Raw genomic sequence first — 13,628 nt, 5'->3', positions numbered from 1 at the left:
ATGGAATCCTTATCCCTGTTGATGGAGGGCTTCTCGCAGGCCCTGACTCCCATGAATCTTTTGTGGGTGCTGATCGGCGCGGTCCTCGGAACCGCCGTGGGCGTGCTGCCCGGACTCGGTTCGGCTATGGCCGTCGCGTTGTTGCTTCCCATTACCTTTTCGCTTGATCCGACCGCGGCATTCATCATGTTCGCCGGGGTCTACTTCGGTGGTCTCTTCGGGGATTCAACCTCCGGGATCCTGCTCAACACGCCAGGCAATTCATCTGCCATCGCCTCCACCTTCGAGGGCCACCGCATGGCACTTGATGGCAGGGCCGCGAAGGCACTGGCCACTGCGGCCATGGGAGCTTTCATCGGTGGTCTCATTGCGACGACGGTGGTCGTATTCTTCGCCCCGGTGCTGGTGAAGATGGCAACGGCATTCGGCCCCGCCGAATACTTCGCCCTGGCGGTCTTCGCCTTCCTTGCGATTTCCTCCGTGGTCTCCGATTCAGTGGTCAAGGGCCTGATGTCCTTGGGGCTGGGTCTCGTCCTTGCCCTGGTCGGCGTGGACGGCCCGTCCGGAACTGCCCGCTACACCCTGGGCTTGCCGCAGCTCTTCGACGGCATGTCCATCGTCGTGATCACCGTTGGGCTGCTGGCACTGGGTGAAGTCCTGCATATCGCCTCACGTATCCACCGTGACGAGACGGCCGTCCGGGTTGAATCCAAGGGCCGGCCGCGACTGGAGCTGAAAGACATCCGCAGGGCCATGCCTGCCTGGTTGCGCGGCACGGCATTCGGTGTTCCCTTCGGCGTCATTCCCGCCGGCGGTTCCGAGGTACCCACGTTCCTGGCCTACGGCACGGAAAAGCGGCTCGCTGCCCGCAATGGAGACACCGATTTTGGCACCACCGGGTCGATCCGTGGCGTCGCGGCCCCGGAAGCCGCGGCGAACGCCACGGCCGGCACCGCCATGGGCGCCCTGCTCGCCCTCGGCCTTCCCACCTCGGCAACAGCTGCCATCATGTTGGCCGCCTTCCAGCAGTATGGAATGCAGCCGGGTCCGTTGCTGTTCGAACGCAGCGGTCCGATGGTCTGGACGCTGCTCGCGTCGCTGTTCATTGGCCTGGTCGTCCTGCTGATCCTGAACATGCAGTTCGCCGTGCTCTGGGCCAAGCTTCTGCTGATCCCGCGGCACTACCTCTATGCGGGCATCACGGTGCTCTCGGTACTTGGCGTCTACGCGATCAGTTCCTCGATCGTCGACCTGTGGATCCTGCTGGTCATTGGCCTGTTGGGCTTCATGATGCGCCGCTACAAGTTCCCGCTCGCCCCGGTGCTGATCGCGGTGATCCTTGGCCCCCTGGCAGAAACGGAACTGCGCCGCGCGCTAACTGTCTCGGAAGGCGACCTGTCGATCCTCATCGACAGCCCGGTCACCATGGTGCTGTACGGACTGCTGGTCATTACCCTGGTGATCACCGGTATCCAGCACGTCCGCCACAGCAGGGCGGCACGGAGCCAGGCCATGAAATTCGACACCGACAAGATCGGCGTCTAGGCATTCGGGCTTGCTGGACCCGAACCACCAGCTAAGAGGGTGAAGGTCGACACGGATTGCCCGTGTCGACCTTCACCCTCTTTTTGAGTTGGGCTGGAACCGACCCCTCGCTGCGGGACGGATCGTCAGTTGGTCCGGTTTAGAACGGGTAGGGCGCGATCTCGGGGCGCATGGTCAGCCACTGGGTCTCGGTGAAGGCCTCCATGTTGGCCGCAGACCCGCCGATGCGTCCGCCGTTGCCCGAATCCTTGACCCCGCCGAACGGAGAGTTGGGCTCGTCGGAGACGGTCTGCTCATTGATGTGGACCTTGCCGGAATCGACCCGGTCGGCGATCTTCATGGCCATCCCCACGTCCCCGAGGATGGACACCGAGAGCCCGTAACTCGACGCGTTGGCCATCTGCACCGCTTCGTCGATGGTGGAGAAACTGCGCACCGGAGCTACTGGCCCGAAGATCTCCTCCTTCCAGGCATCGTGGTCCGGGTCCAGGTCCGCCAGGACGGTGGGCGGGTAAAACCAGCCCTCGCCGCGCTTCCCGCCGGCGGCCAGCCGGGCGCCGCCGGCAACCGCGGACTGCACCATGGAATCGATCCGTTCCAGCTGCCGGCCGTCGATGATCGGCCCGATCGCCACGGTGCCCGACTTCGGGTCGCCGACCGGCAGGTTTCGTGCCTTTTCCGCCAGCGCCGCCACATAGTCCTCGTAGATGTCCTGGTGCACGATGTGTCGGCCGGTGGCCATGCAGATCTGGCCCTGGTGCATGAAGGAGCCAAAGGCGGCAGCGGATGCCGCCTTGGCCAGGTCGGCACCGGGAAGCACGATCATGGCGCTGTTGCCGCCCAGCTCGAGGTGGGCGCGCTTGAGCAACCGCGCGGCGCTCTCACCGATCTTGCGGCCGGCGGCGGTCGACCCGGTGAACGCGATGACGCGCACCTCCGGCGCCTCGACCACGGCGGCCCCGACGTCCGCGCCGCCGGGAAGCAGGTGCAGCAGTCCCTCGGGCAACCCGGCTTCCTCAAAGATCCGCATGATGGCCACCCCGGCGCAGACCGAGGTGCGCGGGTCGGGCTTGAGCAGCACCGCGTTACCCAGGGCCAGGGCCGGTGCAACGGCACGAATGCCCAGGATCAGCGGGAAGTTGAACGGGGCAATCACGCTGACGACCCCGACCGGGCGGCGCCGGGCGAAGGACCAGCGCTCCTCGTTGGTGGTGAGCACCTCGCCGGCCGGAAGCGAAGGCAATGCCGAGGCCTCGTAGCACTCGTTGGCCGCGGTGTGCGTCTCGAGCGCAGCCTTGGCGGGAATGCCCCCGGATTCGCGCACCAGCCACTCATTGACCTCGTCCGCGTGCTCCTCCCAGAGCAGGCCGGCCCTACGCAGCACCGCGGCCCGTTCCTCCGGTTTCTTCGCGGCCCAGGCAACCTGTGCCTTGGCGGCGGCCGTGGCAGCACGCAAGACGTCGTCGGCGGAGGCCAATCCGAGGGTGCCCAGTATGTTTCCGGTGGCGGGCTCCACGACGTCTTGGGTGCCGGCGCCGCCGACCACCCAGCCGTTGACGTTGATCTTCGAGCTCCAGAGTGATTCTTCAAGCAATGACACTTTGTGGTTCCTTATCTGGTGGACTGGTGTGCGGTGTATGGGCTTCGCAGGCGGGTTCCTTGGGACGGGGAACTTGCGGTTCGTTGGTTGCCAGGTGAGGGGAACATCCCGCCGGCGATGACGGTTCGCTGGTTGCCCCTCAAACCTGGTCCCTCGTGCGGCCTGCCCCCTCCTATGCCCACGTTAGGCCGGAAACTGACAACAGTCCAACGAATTTGCCTCCCCGTGTCCATCGGGCTCATCGATAAGCTCGAAGGTCCCGAGATGCTGGACATCGGCCCCTGCTCGTCGAGGAGTACCTGCCGCGCCTCGATGTGTTCGCCAACGCCGAATGCCTTCCACCCGCAGCGGCGCACGCCAAGGCAGACCAGACGCCCCGAGGCCAAGCGCTGCCCAAACAGCTCCGGCCGCGATCTCCAGGTGATCCTGAATGTCGCGGCCGGAGGCAGTTAATAAGGTATGAAATTCAGTGTCCACGGTCGCCGGGTGGTAGCCGGGGCCGGAATGGAACGGCAGAATGGGCATATGCCCGAGACCGCATCGATCCACCGGTGGCAGACCCATCCGGTCACGCCCGAGAACTTCGAGGATTTCGCCGACGTCATCAACCCGACCCGGCGGGACACGCACTGCTGGTGCCTCTCGCACCGCTTGGGCGTGAAGGACATCGAGGAGCTCGGCGGCGGCAACCGCGAGACCGCCATGCGCAGGCTCTGCGAGCGGGAGAATCCGCCAGGCGTGATCACGTACCGCGACGGCGAGCCCGTCGGGTGGTGCAGCATTGGCCCTCGCGCCGAGATCCCGCGGCTGGCGGCTTCAAAGCTCATCCGGCCCGTGGACGAGGTCCCGGTGTGGAGCATCATCTGCGTGGTGGTGCGCAGCGGGCACCGACGGCAGGGCGTCATGGCCCACCTGCTTGAGGGGGCCGTGGAATACGCGGCCTCCCGCGGCGCGCCGGCCATCGAGGCACACCCCGTGGATCCCCCGGGCAGGATGGACACGACCATGGCGTTCGTCGGAACCCGGGCGATGTTCGAGCAGGCAGGGTTCCGCGCCATCGGCACCACCGACGCGGTGGCCAGCAGGATGCCGCGGCTGATCATGCGCCGCGACCTCTGATCGAATCCCTGACCTACTTCGGGTTTAGGTGAGCGACCAGGAGCGCTTGGAGAGCCCGAACCAGAAGCCATCGATGGCAGTCTTGGCCTCGATGCCTCCCGAGGCATAAGCGGCGCCAAGGGCGACATAGAGCGGTGCCCAGTGCTCGGAGCGCGGGTGCGCCTCGCGGGCGGCAGGTGCCTTGTGCAGGAAGTCGAGGATGGAGTCCACGTCGCCGCGGCCCATGGCCTCTTCGGCCCAGTGGTCGAATTCGCTCGATGCGGCCGGCGGGGTGACGTCGGGTCCGCCTGCCGGGTTGAACCAGCGCAGGTTGTGCGTGGTGAAGCCGGAGCCGATGATCATGGTGCCGCGGTCGCGCAGCGGAGCCAGCGACTGGCCGAGGGCGAAGAGGCCCTGGGGATCCAGGGTGGGCATTGACATCTGCACCACCGGGACATCCGCGTCGGGGAACATTTCCTTCAGCGGCACGTAGGCGCCGTGGTCCAGGCCGCGGGTCTCGTCGCGCTCCACATGGTGGCCGTGGGTGCCGGTCAGTCGGGCGACCTCGTCGGCCAGCTCCGGCGCCATCGGGGCGTCGTAGCGCACGTCGTAGTAGTGCTGCGGGAAGCCCCAGAAGTCGTAGACCAATTCCTGCTTCTGGTGCGTGGCACTCAGCGACACCGGTGCATTCTCCCAGTGCGCGGAAATCATCAGGATGTCCTTGGGCTTTTCCATGGTCGCCGACCAGCCGGCCAGCTCGGCGGTCCAGGTGGCGTCGTCGGCGAGGGGCGGGGCACCGTGGGAGAGGAAGAGTACCGGTGGGCGGTCGGCTGCAGTAGTCATGACATCAGCATACACCTAAAATGGTTGATGCTTCAAGTAAAGCCGCTGAAAGTGTTTTTCTTGGCCTCCCGCCACCTGCCCGGAGCAGGTGGTCGGCGGTCTCCGGATGCATGGTCAGTCGCTGGTGAACGCCTCGAGTTTCACCGCCGCCTGGCCGGAGCGCGACCCGGTGGAAGAAGATGCAACGCCGCCGAACGGGCGGTGGCCTCGCTGAAAGCTATCGGTCAGTTGATGCGGATCCTCCAAGAGTGCACCCGGTCGGCGATCTGCATGGCCGGGCCCACCTCGCCCCGCTCGGACCGACAGGCCACACTCGGCGGAATCGTCCAGCCACGCTCGTCAGCACCGAGGCGCCCCGCATTACACGCCACGGACAGCCATCGCCTAAGCTTTCACCGTCCCGTGGTTGACTACCCGCAGTTGACACGCCGGCGACCCACGACGCGTTAGGACGGAAAAACCATGGCACATGACGAGCTCGATTCCGCGTCCGGGGTCCCCCTTTACCGTCAGATCAGGGAAATCCTGCGCAGGGAAATCGCCGAGGGCACCGCCGACCCCAACAAGCCGATGACCGAAGCTCTGCTGCTGGACCGCTTCGAGGTCAGCCGGGCACCCATTCGACAGGCACTTGCCGACCTGGCAGCGGAAGGCTACGTCTATCGAAAGCAGGGCAAGGGGACATTTCCGGTCACCGGAGCCCGGGTCCAGCGACCCGCAAACGTACGTTCCGGCGCGCTGTACCAATACCTTTCCGAGACCGGGCTGCATCCGGCGGGCAAGGTCTCCAACGTCGAACGCACCCAACCCCCCGCAGGGGTTCGCGACCGACTGGAGCTCGACGCGGATGAACGACTTTTGCACTTCACGCGCCTGATCTCCATTGAGGGCGAGCCCCTCGTCGAAGCCGACGTCTACATCCGGGCACCGGAAGACTTCAAGCCCGCGGCCACCGAACTGGAGGCCGGGGGTTCGGCCTTTGAACTGCTGGAAAGGAAGTTCGGCATTGCCCCTGTCCGGGCCGAACACGAGGCCTGGGCCACGGCCGCGACGGCAAGGCAAGCCGCTGTCTTCGGCGTAAAAGAAGGCAGTCCACTGCTCGTTATTGAAACAATTTTCTACACCACCGGCGACCGACCTGCCGGCTGGCGCTCCGCGGTGCACCAGGCCGAAAAGTTCAAGTACAAGTTCACCACCGGCCGCTAAACCACGTTCACCGCACTTTTGGCATCACCGCTCCCCCGACGCCCCGACCTTTGGCGTACCCGACGCAATCCCAATCTCCCTTGACTTTCGCAAGACACGATGTAAAGCTAGTTGACAGGTAATCGGAATCACACGCCCGTGAGGCACGCTACAGCCGGAAGGCTACGGCGTCACGCTCTGGCGGACGTCACGATTGCCTTGCCTGCACCGAGTTCGGCGAGGATACCTTCCAGAGGTCGCGGTGCATGATCCTTCCCAGCGCGTGACGCCACTGCAGGCGTGACGCTGACGAAAGGTTGTGCCGAATGACGGATACAACAACATCTCCCGCTTCCGTTAACACGGTCCTCGGCCCGGTTTCAGCCCATGACCTGGGGATCGTCGCCGTCCACGAGGCCCTGCTATCGGTTGTTCCCGGCGCCCAGTTCGCCCCGGACATCACCATGGACCGCGCGGAAATTTTTGCGGTCCTGAGCGACAAGCTCAACGATTTCCGCCAGGCGGGCGGTAGGACCATCGTCGATTCCACCGGCATGTTCCACGGCCGGGATCTGCCGCTCTACGAGACGCTCTCTCGCACCACCGGCGTCCACATCATCGCATCCACCGGCATGGGCCCAGAGGAAAACCTGGGCGGCTACTTCCTCACCCCGCAGACGAACCCGCCCACCCCGTGGCCGGCCGAGAAGTTTGCCGACCTCTTCTCCCGGGAAGTCACCGACGGCATGGTCGTCCCGCGCCTCGAACGCCGCGCCGCCGCCGGCTTGGTGACCACCACCGCCGCCCGCGACGGCATGACCCCCACCGAGGAGTCCCTCTTCCGCGGTGCTGCCCGCACCGCAGCCGCCACCGGGGTCCCGGTGTCCATCCGGTACGGCGCCGACGCGCTGGCCGACCTGGACATCGTGCTTGACGAGAAAATCCCGGCCGGACGGGTGCTCGTCGGCGGGCTGGACCGCAAGGATGCCGCCGGTGTTGCCCTTGAGGTCGCACGGCGCGGCGCCTTTGTCGGCATCGACCACGTCGGCACCGACGACGAGGACCATCTCAACGATGCCGAACGTGCCGCGCTGGTTATGGAGCTGGTCACGGCGGGCTTCGCCGGAAGGATCGTCCTGTCGTCCAACGCCATCGGAGTGGCCAAGGGCCACCAGGACTCCCGCGTTTCCTTCGCCCATGTGCTGACCACGTTCATTCCGCAGTTGAAATCGCAGGGACTCACCGAGGCGGACGCCGGCCGCATCCTCATCGACAACCCGCGCGAGCTGCTCACGGTGCGCTAGGCACATCAGCAATGCGCAATACCCCCGCCAAGCTTTCTATTGTCCAAAGGTGACTCTTATGTCAAAGGTAAACACGGTATTGGGAACCCTCCCGGCCGAAGAATTAGGACTCGTGGCCATCCACGAACACATCGGATACGGCATGCCCGGGTCCGAGCTTGACTCCAAATGGTGGAAAACCCCGGAAGCCAGGTACGAGGAAACCGTTCCCAAGCTGCGTGCATTCCATGAGTACGGGGGCGGCACCTTCGTGGATGCCACCGGCATCTGCAACGGCCGGGACATCGACTACTACAAGTCGCTCTCCGCTAAGACCGGGGTGCACATCGTCGCCTGCACCGGGTTCGTCGGCGGCGACACCGCCCTGCCTCACTTCGCCCGCGCCACCGTCGAGTACCTCGCCGAGGTCTTCGTCCACGAAATCACCATCGGCATCGGAACCACCGGCTCCAAAGCCGGCGTCATCAAGGTCGGCGTCTCCCGGGGTGGCAAGATGACAGAACTGGACAAGCGCATCTACCGCGCCGCAGCGCGCGCCTCGGCCCTCACCGGCGCGCCGATCCTTACCCATTTGGCCATCGATGTGCAGCCTGCCATGGACATCTTCACCGAGGAGGGCCTGTCCCTGGACCGGGTGCTCTTCGGCCACGCGGACGACGGGTTCAACGCCGACAACACCCCCGACCTTTGGATCGCCGAACAGGGCGGCCGAGTCGGCTTCGACACCTTTGGATACGAGACAGAGCTGGAGGATCCACCGTTTTGGGCGCGCCCGCGCCAGGACCGCCTGGACCACTTCATGCGCTTTCTCAAGGCCGGGAACATCGACAAGGTGCTCGCCGGTGTCGACGCCAACTGCTCGCCGCTGGGCTGGCCCGGCGTCAAGGGCCACACCGTGAACTACATGTTCGAGGACCTCATCCCCGACCTGCGCAACGAAGGCCTCGGCGATGCCGAGATCAACAAGATCTTCGTCGAGAACCCGGCCGGGTTCCTGTCGCTCAGCGCCTGATCCGCTGCCTCGAGCCATCTCCCCACCCACAAACTTGCCGGGCTCCATTCCCGGCCCACGAAAGAGAATCCACCATGCAGATTTCCGACATCAAGAACCTCCGGATCGCCATCGTCGGCGGCGGCTACGGCGGGGCGGCCCTCGCCAAGGCCCTGCAGCACATCGGTGCCGAGAACGTCCACGTCTATGAGCAGGCTTCCGCCCTCGCCCAGGTCGGCGCCGGGATCGGACTGCGCCCGCCGTCCGTCGAACTCTTCCGCAAGTGGGGCATCTTCGATGCCATCGCCGCCGTGAGCTCGCCCAGCGACCACCTGGAAATCATCAGCGCCGACGGAAAACATATCCTCGCCACCGAGGAATGGCCGTTCATGCACGCCTTTGAACAGGTCAACCACAACCGCATGATCCACCGCGGCGACTTCATCGACGTCCTGCTCAGCGTGCTCCCCGAGGGCATGGTGCACCTGGGCCACAAGCTCGACACCATCGTGGACCACGGCGAAACCGCGATGCTTACCTTTGCCAACGGCACGGTCGTCGAGGCCGACCTGGTCATCGGGGCCGATGGCATCCGCTCGACGGTCCGCCACCAGTTGTTCTCACAGCAGGAGCCGGTGTTCTCAGGCGAGCACGCCTACCGCGCCGTCATCGCGATCGACGACGCCCACGGCTTGGTCACGGACAACAATCCGAGGTTCTACATGGGCGAGAACGGCACGATCGCCTACAATCTGCCGCTGCCCCACCGCGGCCAGCTTTCCTACGACATCACGGCCCCGTCCAAGGACGGCTCGTGGGCACCGCAGATCACCAACGACTACTTGGTCCGCCTGCTGGAAGGCTTCGACGAGCGCATCGTGGCGGTCGCCGGCGAACTCGACATCAGCCAGGTGACGAGCCGTTCGGTGTTTGACATCGATCCGATAGATTCCTGGCACACCGACTCCGTCGCCCTGCTCGGCGACGCCGCCCACGCCATGCTCCACCATCAGGGCCAGGGCGCGAACTCCGCAATCATGGACGCCGATTCCCTAGCGGAGGCACTGCTGCAGGGCAAGAGCGTGAAGGACGCGCTGGCCATCTACCAGGAAATCCGCAAGCCGCTGACCGATGAGCTGCAGCGCGTCTCGCGCCAGGGCTGGCACGCCGACGCCGTCGAGTCCGCCTTCCCGGCCAACCAGTAAGGAAGCATCCACCATGGCCATTCACCCCGAGATCGCCAAGATCCTGGCAACCATCCCCGAACCCGACGGCTCGCCGCTGGACCCGGCGGCCATGCGCGCCTTCGAGGCCGGGCAGGTTCCCGCGCCGGAGGACCGCCTGTCGCTGCACCGGGTCGAGGACCGCGCCGCGCACACGCCCGCCGGCGAGGTGCCGGTGCGCATCTATACGCCGACCGAGGCCGAGGCCCACGGCGCGCTTGTCTACTTCCACGGCGGCGCCTTCTTCCTGGGGTCCTTGGACACCCACGACCACGTCGCCCGGAACCTCGCCAAGGAAACCGGCCACCTGGTCATTTCCGTCGACTACCGTCTGGCACCCGAGAACGCATTCCCCGCCGGACTCGAGGACTGCTACGCGGTGCTGCGCTGGGTGGCGGATAACGGGCAGTCGCTCGGCTGGAACGGCAAGAACCTTGCCATTGCGGGCGACAGCTCCGGCGGCACCTTCGTGGCCGCCGTCGCAGCCAAGGCACTCGATGACGGATTCGATGCGCTGACGCACCAGATTCTGTTCTACCCGTCGCTGGACCTGGACTTCGATGTCGAGCGATACTCCTCCATGAGGGAAAACGCCACCGGCTACGGGCTGGAGACAGCGGGCCTGGCTCCCTTCAACTCCTTCTACCTCGAGAACGGCGCCGATCCGGCCGACCCGTTGGTCTCCCCCATCAAGCGCGAGGACCTCACCGGTCTGGCGCCGGCCCTGGTCATCACCGCGGAGTTCGATCCACTGCGCGACGAGGGCGAGCTGTACGCCGGGCGCCTGTCCGAGGCCGGCGTGGAAACGACGCTGTGCCGCTACGCGGGGGCAAACCACGGCTTCGTGCAGAACTTCTCCTGGATCCCGGAATTCCACCGGGTCTTCGCCGAGACCGGCGACTTCCTCAACAAGGGCTAGCCGTCCCGGGACATCGTCCACATTCGCAGTGCACCAGGTCGGCGCCACCAACCATCCATCGGGAACAAGAGCCATGACAACCACCAACATCAGGGACTTCATCGCGCAGGCGCGGTTCAACCGCTTCCACGCCGGCATGTTGTTCTGGTCCTGCTTCATCATCACCTTCGACATGTACGACCTGGTCGTCTACGGTTCCGTGTTGCCGGTGCTGATGAAGGAATGGCAGATGGATCCCATCCAAGCCGGGGCCATCGGCAGCTACGGCATTTTCGGGATGATGGTCGGGGCGATCCTCTTCGGGATCCTCGCCGACAAGCTCGGGCGCAAGCGCGTGCTGATGGCCAGCATCATCCTCTTCTCGCTCGCGTCGGCACTTTGTGGCTTCGCACCCGGACCGCTGGAATTCTCGGTCCTGCGCTTCCTCGGCGGGTTGGGCATCGGCGGCATCCTGCCCTGTCTGATCGCTATGCTCACCGACTACGCCCCCAAGGGCTGGGCCAACACCTTCATTGCGGTGCTCATGTGCTTCTTCTCCGTGGGTGGCATCCTTGCGGCCTTCGTCTCGATGCTCCTGCTGCCGACCCTGGGGTGGCACGCGGTCTACTTTGTCGCAGCCCTTCCCCTGCTGCTGTTGCCGCTCATGAACAAGTACTTCCTTGATTCCCCGTTTGTGCTGCTGGGCCAGGGCCGGATCGGCGAACTGCGCACGGCCCTGGCCAAGGTAAGCCCCCTGGCTGCCATACCGGAAAACACCCAATTCATTGGTCTGCAGGAGAAGGAAAACGGCAGCCCCGTGGCCGCCTTGTTCACCAACCGCCGCGCACTGGGAACGATCATGATCTGGGTTGCCTTCTTCATGTGCCTGCTGATGATCAACGGCGTCTCCATCTGGCTGCCCAAGCTGATGGTCACCGCCGGGTACGCGCTGAATTCCTCGTTGGTCTTCATGATCGTGCTGAATGCGGGCGCCATCGCCGGCACCCTGTTGCTGGGCAAGCTCTCCGACACGTGGGGCGTCAAGAAAGTCCTCGTACCCATGTTCGTGGTCTCGGCAATCTCGCTGACGCTGCTGGGCTATGGCAGCAACATGGTCGTCCTGTTGGTGCTGGTGTTCATCACCGGCGCGTGCACCATGGGCGCGCAGAACATCTCCTACTCCTTTGTATCCCAGTACTATCCTTCGTTCATGCGCTCCACGGCCATCGGCTTGGCCTCGGGCGTCGGGCGGCTGGGGGCAATTGTCGGACCGACCTTCGGCGGGGTGTTGCTGACGCTGAACCTGCCGGTGGCAATGAACTTCCTGTTCTTCGCCATCCCGGGCCTCTTTGCGGCGCTGGCCTTCGCCTTCGTCCCGCTTGCCGTCAAGGCGCGCGAGGGGCAGGAGCGCGAGGACGGCCCGGACACGGTCCCCTATGCTTCCGCGGCGAACGCCACTTAGGGAAACGCCACCCAGGCGACCGGGCAACCCACCTTCGCATCAGGAGTCGCCGCGCCCCTGAACGCATCATGTCAACCAATCACAGCAGTTATTCAAGGAGGAATACCATGGGCACGAAACATACCGAGATCGGTGCCGGCAGCGGTCGCCGGACTTTTCTAGCGGGAAGCATCGGAGCGCTGGGGGCGCTCACGCTCGCCGGATGCGTCCCCGCCGCCGGCAACTTGGCACCTGCCAGCCCGGCGACGACGCCCGTCGCCGGTTCCGCGGAGGCTTCGGCGGCTGTCCCGGCCGCGAACCCGGCGGCGGTGGCGACCCGCACCCGGGTAGTGCTGCTCGGCACCGCCGGAGGGCCCGCGATGGTGGAGAATTCCGGTTGCGGAATCAGCACGGCGGTCGTCTACGGGGACCGCGTTTACCTAGTGGATCTTGGCCATGCCTCCCACAGCCGCATGTTCGAGGCGGGACTGGCCTCCGAGACGCCCGGCGCGGGCTCGTTCGCCCGCGTCCGCGGGATCTTCTTCACGCACCTGCACAGCGACCACACCGTCGAGTGGCCCGCGGTGTATGCCACCGGTGCCCAGAACGTGGTTGGCCGAACGTGGGATGATCCGATCCGTGTCTTCGGCCCGGGCGACCGCGGGACCCTGCCCCGTGTGAATCCTCCGGGCCGCAAGGCACCGGAGGTGTTCGGCCCCGAGTCCCCGACGCCGGGCATCGTCGGCACCACGGCGCTGCTGCGCCGGGCCTTTGCCGCGGACTTCAACGACCGCATGCGCGACAGCAGCTTCGGCAACCCCGATGCCACCTTCGACATTCAGGACATCGATCTGGAGGGCATCTGGGATGTGGATCCGGACGGCGTCCCGCCACGCCTGGACAGGCCCATCGAGGTCTGGCACGACGGGGACGTCAGGATCACCGCCACCCTGGTGGACCACCACCCCACGGCTCCGGCCTTTGCCTACCGGTTCGACACCCCCGACGGCTCTGTCGTGATCTCTGGTGACACCAACGTCAGCGCGAACCTCATTGACCTCGCGAAGAATTGCGACGTGCTGGTCCACGAAGTCATCGACCCGGCCTACGTGGAGCGGGTGGCGGCAAACCTGCCAGAGGAGGCCAGGGTGCCGCTGAAGAAGCACCTGCTCGAATCGCACACCACCATTGAGCAGGTCGGGCGGGACGTTGCCGAAAAATCGGGTGCCAAAACCCTGGTGCTCTCGCACTTGGTTCCCGGCAACAATCCGGTCGAAGCCTGGCAGCACGCCCAGGAGGGATACTCCGGAAAACTGATCGTGGGAACAGACCTGAGGCAGGTCCCGGTCGGATAGTTCGTCTTGCCCAATACCCGGGGCACAAGCACGGGGACAGGAGAAGCGGGGGGGGGGGGGGGGGGGGGGGGGGGGGGGGGGGGGGGGGGGGGGGGGGGGGGGGGGGGGGGGGGGGGGGGGGGGGGGGGGGGGGGGGGGGGGGGGG

The 13,628-nt window shown here is 65.6% G+C and carries 11 protein-coding genes; 9 read left to right on the top strand and 2 right to left on the bottom strand.

Translation table 11 applies throughout. The features are described 5' to 3' along the window. The gene (locus tag ACIPUB_RS05730) at positions 1 to 1,545 is read left to right on the top strand and encodes a tripartite tricarboxylate transporter permease (RefSeq protein ID WP_407606495.1); all 1,545 of its coding nucleotides are present in this window, start codon (positions 1 to 3) and stop codon (positions 1,543 to 1,545) included. 139 nt (positions 1,546 to 1,684) lie between these two features. Here ACIPUB_RS05730 and ACIPUB_RS05725 read toward each other — a convergent pair whose 3' ends face one another. After that, the gene (locus tag ACIPUB_RS05725; RefSeq protein WP_407606494.1) at positions 1,685 to 3,145 is read right to left on the bottom strand and encodes an aldehyde dehydrogenase family protein; all 1,461 of its coding nucleotides are present in this window, start codon (positions 3,143 to 3,145) and stop codon (positions 1,685 to 1,687) included. A 525-nt stretch (positions 3,146 to 3,670) separates the two neighbouring features. Here ACIPUB_RS05725 and ACIPUB_RS05720 point away from each other — a divergent pair. After that, the gene (locus ACIPUB_RS05720; RefSeq protein WP_407606493.1) at positions 3,671 to 4,264 is read left to right on the top strand and encodes a GNAT family N-acetyltransferase; all 594 of its coding nucleotides are present in this window, start codon (positions 3,671 to 3,673) and stop codon (positions 4,262 to 4,264) included. Positions 4,265 to 4,288: 24 nt separating this feature from the next. Here the strand turns inward: ACIPUB_RS05720 and ACIPUB_RS05715 are convergent, their stop codons facing one another. After that, complete coding sequence (locus tag ACIPUB_RS05715) at positions 4,289 to 5,086, bottom strand: dioxygenase (RefSeq protein WP_407606492.1); 798 nt, start codon at positions 5,084 to 5,086, stop codon at positions 4,289 to 4,291. Positions 5,087 to 5,548: 462 nt separating this feature from the next. Between ACIPUB_RS05715 and ACIPUB_RS05710 the strand changes: the two genes are divergently transcribed. The 7 genes from ACIPUB_RS05710 (at position 5,549) to ACIPUB_RS05680 (ending at position 13,483) form a co-directional block, all read left to right on the top strand. Continuing rightward, positions 5,549 to 6,292, top strand: a complete 744-nt coding sequence (locus ACIPUB_RS05710) for a GntR family transcriptional regulator (RefSeq protein ID WP_407606491.1) — start codon at positions 5,549 to 5,551, stop codon at positions 6,290 to 6,292. Positions 6,293 to 6,597: 305 nt separating this feature from the next. Then, positions 6,598 to 7,575, top strand: coding sequence for a phosphotriesterase (locus ACIPUB_RS05705; RefSeq protein ID WP_407606490.1), 978 nt, complete (start codon positions 6,598 to 6,600; stop codon positions 7,573 to 7,575). Between the two features lie 58 nt (positions 7,576 to 7,633). Beyond that, positions 7,634 to 8,587: a phosphotriesterase gene (locus tag ACIPUB_RS05700; RefSeq protein WP_407606489.1), complete on the top strand. Its 954-nt coding sequence runs from the start codon at positions 7,634 to 7,636 to the stop codon at positions 8,585 to 8,587. Between the two features lie 74 nt (positions 8,588 to 8,661). Then, positions 8,662 to 9,771: an FAD-dependent oxidoreductase gene (locus ACIPUB_RS05695; RefSeq protein ID WP_407606488.1), complete on the top strand. Its 1,110-nt coding sequence runs from the start codon at positions 8,662 to 8,664 to the stop codon at positions 9,769 to 9,771. Positions 9,772 to 9,784: 13 nt separating this feature from the next. Beyond that, positions 9,785 to 10,708, top strand: a complete 924-nt coding sequence (locus ACIPUB_RS05690; RefSeq protein ID WP_407606487.1) for an alpha/beta hydrolase — start codon at positions 9,785 to 9,787, stop codon at positions 10,706 to 10,708. Positions 10,709 to 10,781: 73 nt separating this feature from the next. Next, a complete protein-coding gene (locus tag ACIPUB_RS05685; protein ID WP_407606486.1) occupies positions 10,782 to 12,149 on the top strand; it encodes an MFS transporter in 1,368 nt (455 codons plus the stop codon). A 107-nt stretch (positions 12,150 to 12,256) separates the two neighbouring features. Then, the gene (locus ACIPUB_RS05680; protein ID WP_407606485.1) at positions 12,257 to 13,483 is read left to right on the top strand and encodes an MBL fold metallo-hydrolase; all 1,227 of its coding nucleotides are present in this window, start codon (positions 12,257 to 12,259) and stop codon (positions 13,481 to 13,483) included. Positions 13,484 to 13,628 lie beyond the last annotated feature (145 nt).

It is taken from the genome of Paeniglutamicibacter sp. ORCA_105 (assembly GCF_045798545.1).
In the GTDB taxonomy this organism is placed as follows: Bacteria; Actinomycetota; Actinomycetes; order Actinomycetales; family Micrococcaceae; genus Paeniglutamicibacter; species Paeniglutamicibacter sulfureus.
This window is presented reverse-complemented; position numbering and strand designations above follow the sequence as displayed.

Excerpts from the sequence above, each read along its gene's own strand:
- ACIPUB_RS05705 (WP_407606490.1), top strand. The coding sequence starts at position 6,598 with ATGACGGATACAACAACATCTCCCGCTTCCGTTAACACGGTCCTCGGC.
- ACIPUB_RS05715 (WP_407606492.1), bottom strand. The coding sequence starts at position 5,086 with ATGACTACTGCAGCCGACCGCCCACCGGTACTCTTCCTCTCCCACGGT.
- ACIPUB_RS05685 (WP_407606486.1), top strand. The coding sequence starts at position 10,782 with ATGACAACCACCAACATCAGGGACTTCATCGCGCAGGCGCGGTTCAAC.
- ACIPUB_RS05720 (WP_407606493.1), top strand. The coding sequence starts at position 3,671 with ATGCCCGAGACCGCATCGATCCACCGGTGGCAGACCCATCCGGTCACG.
- ACIPUB_RS05690 (WP_407606487.1), top strand. The coding sequence starts at position 9,785 with ATGGCCATTCACCCCGAGATCGCCAAGATCCTGGCAACCATCCCCGAA.
- ACIPUB_RS05700 (WP_407606489.1), top strand. The coding sequence starts at position 7,634 with ATGTCAAAGGTAAACACGGTATTGGGAACCCTCCCGGCCGAAGAATTA.
- ACIPUB_RS05730 (WP_407606495.1), top strand. The coding sequence starts at position 1 with ATGGAATCCTTATCCCTGTTGATGGAGGGCTTCTCGCAGGCCCTGACT.
- ACIPUB_RS05680 (WP_407606485.1), top strand. The coding sequence starts at position 12,257 with ATGGGCACGAAACATACCGAGATCGGTGCCGGCAGCGGTCGCCGGACT.
- ACIPUB_RS05710 (WP_407606491.1), top strand. The coding sequence starts at position 5,549 with ATGGCACATGACGAGCTCGATTCCGCGTCCGGGGTCCCCCTTTACCGT.
- ACIPUB_RS05695 (WP_407606488.1), top strand. The coding sequence starts at position 8,662 with ATGCAGATTTCCGACATCAAGAACCTCCGGATCGCCATCGTCGGCGGC.